We start from the raw sequence: 523 nt of genomic DNA, 5'->3' as shown, positions 1-523 counted from the left end.
TTCAGGTCCACCCAGCTTCTGAGTCATTAGCTCCTTACCGCCCCTATCGTACACGTTAGGTACGTAGGTTCCTTTATGACGACTACCGGGGAAGATGCTTACGGCGTTGGCGTTGCCAAAGATACCGGGCTGTTCCATCAGTTCACGCTTGGTATCGAAGTGCTCTTTCAGCAAGTCCATTACCTCACGTTCACCTTTGGTCAAGTCAGCCTGTAGCTCTGGACGCTCAATCGCCAAGGCAGCACGCTTGTACACTTCCTGACGGATAGCCTTACGGGACATCTTCTGCTCACCGATGGAGAACTCAGGGTCCTTCATGGCACGGTCAACAGCATCATACAGCTGGTTATACATCCGTTGGTCTGTCGCGTGGAGCCGCTCGTGGATATCCGAAGCGGTCGCACCGAACTTACCGCTAGACCCTGATTGCATCCCTGTTGGAGAGCGCACGAGGTCCTGAGCGATTGCACGGACACCAGCATCCTTGGACCCTAAGGTCTTCAGGCCAATCTCAGTGAACCCT

1 protein-coding gene is annotated in these 523 nt (G+C 54.3%); it reads right to left on the bottom strand.

Translation table 11 applies throughout. From position 1 onward, the window contains the following. The coding region (locus HHU12_RS34855; protein WP_205960118.1) for a hypothetical protein at positions 1-354 on the bottom strand (354 nt) is incomplete at its 3' end. Positions 355-523: the final 169 nt, after the last annotated feature.

It is taken from the genome of Flammeovirga aprica JL-4, from assembly GCF_012844305.1.
GTDB classification, from domain to species: domain Bacteria; phylum Bacteroidota; class Bacteroidia; order Cytophagales; family Flammeovirgaceae; genus Flammeovirga; species Flammeovirga aprica.
Note: the sequence above shows the minus strand (reverse complement) of the source record. Positions and strands in the feature narration are given on the sequence as shown.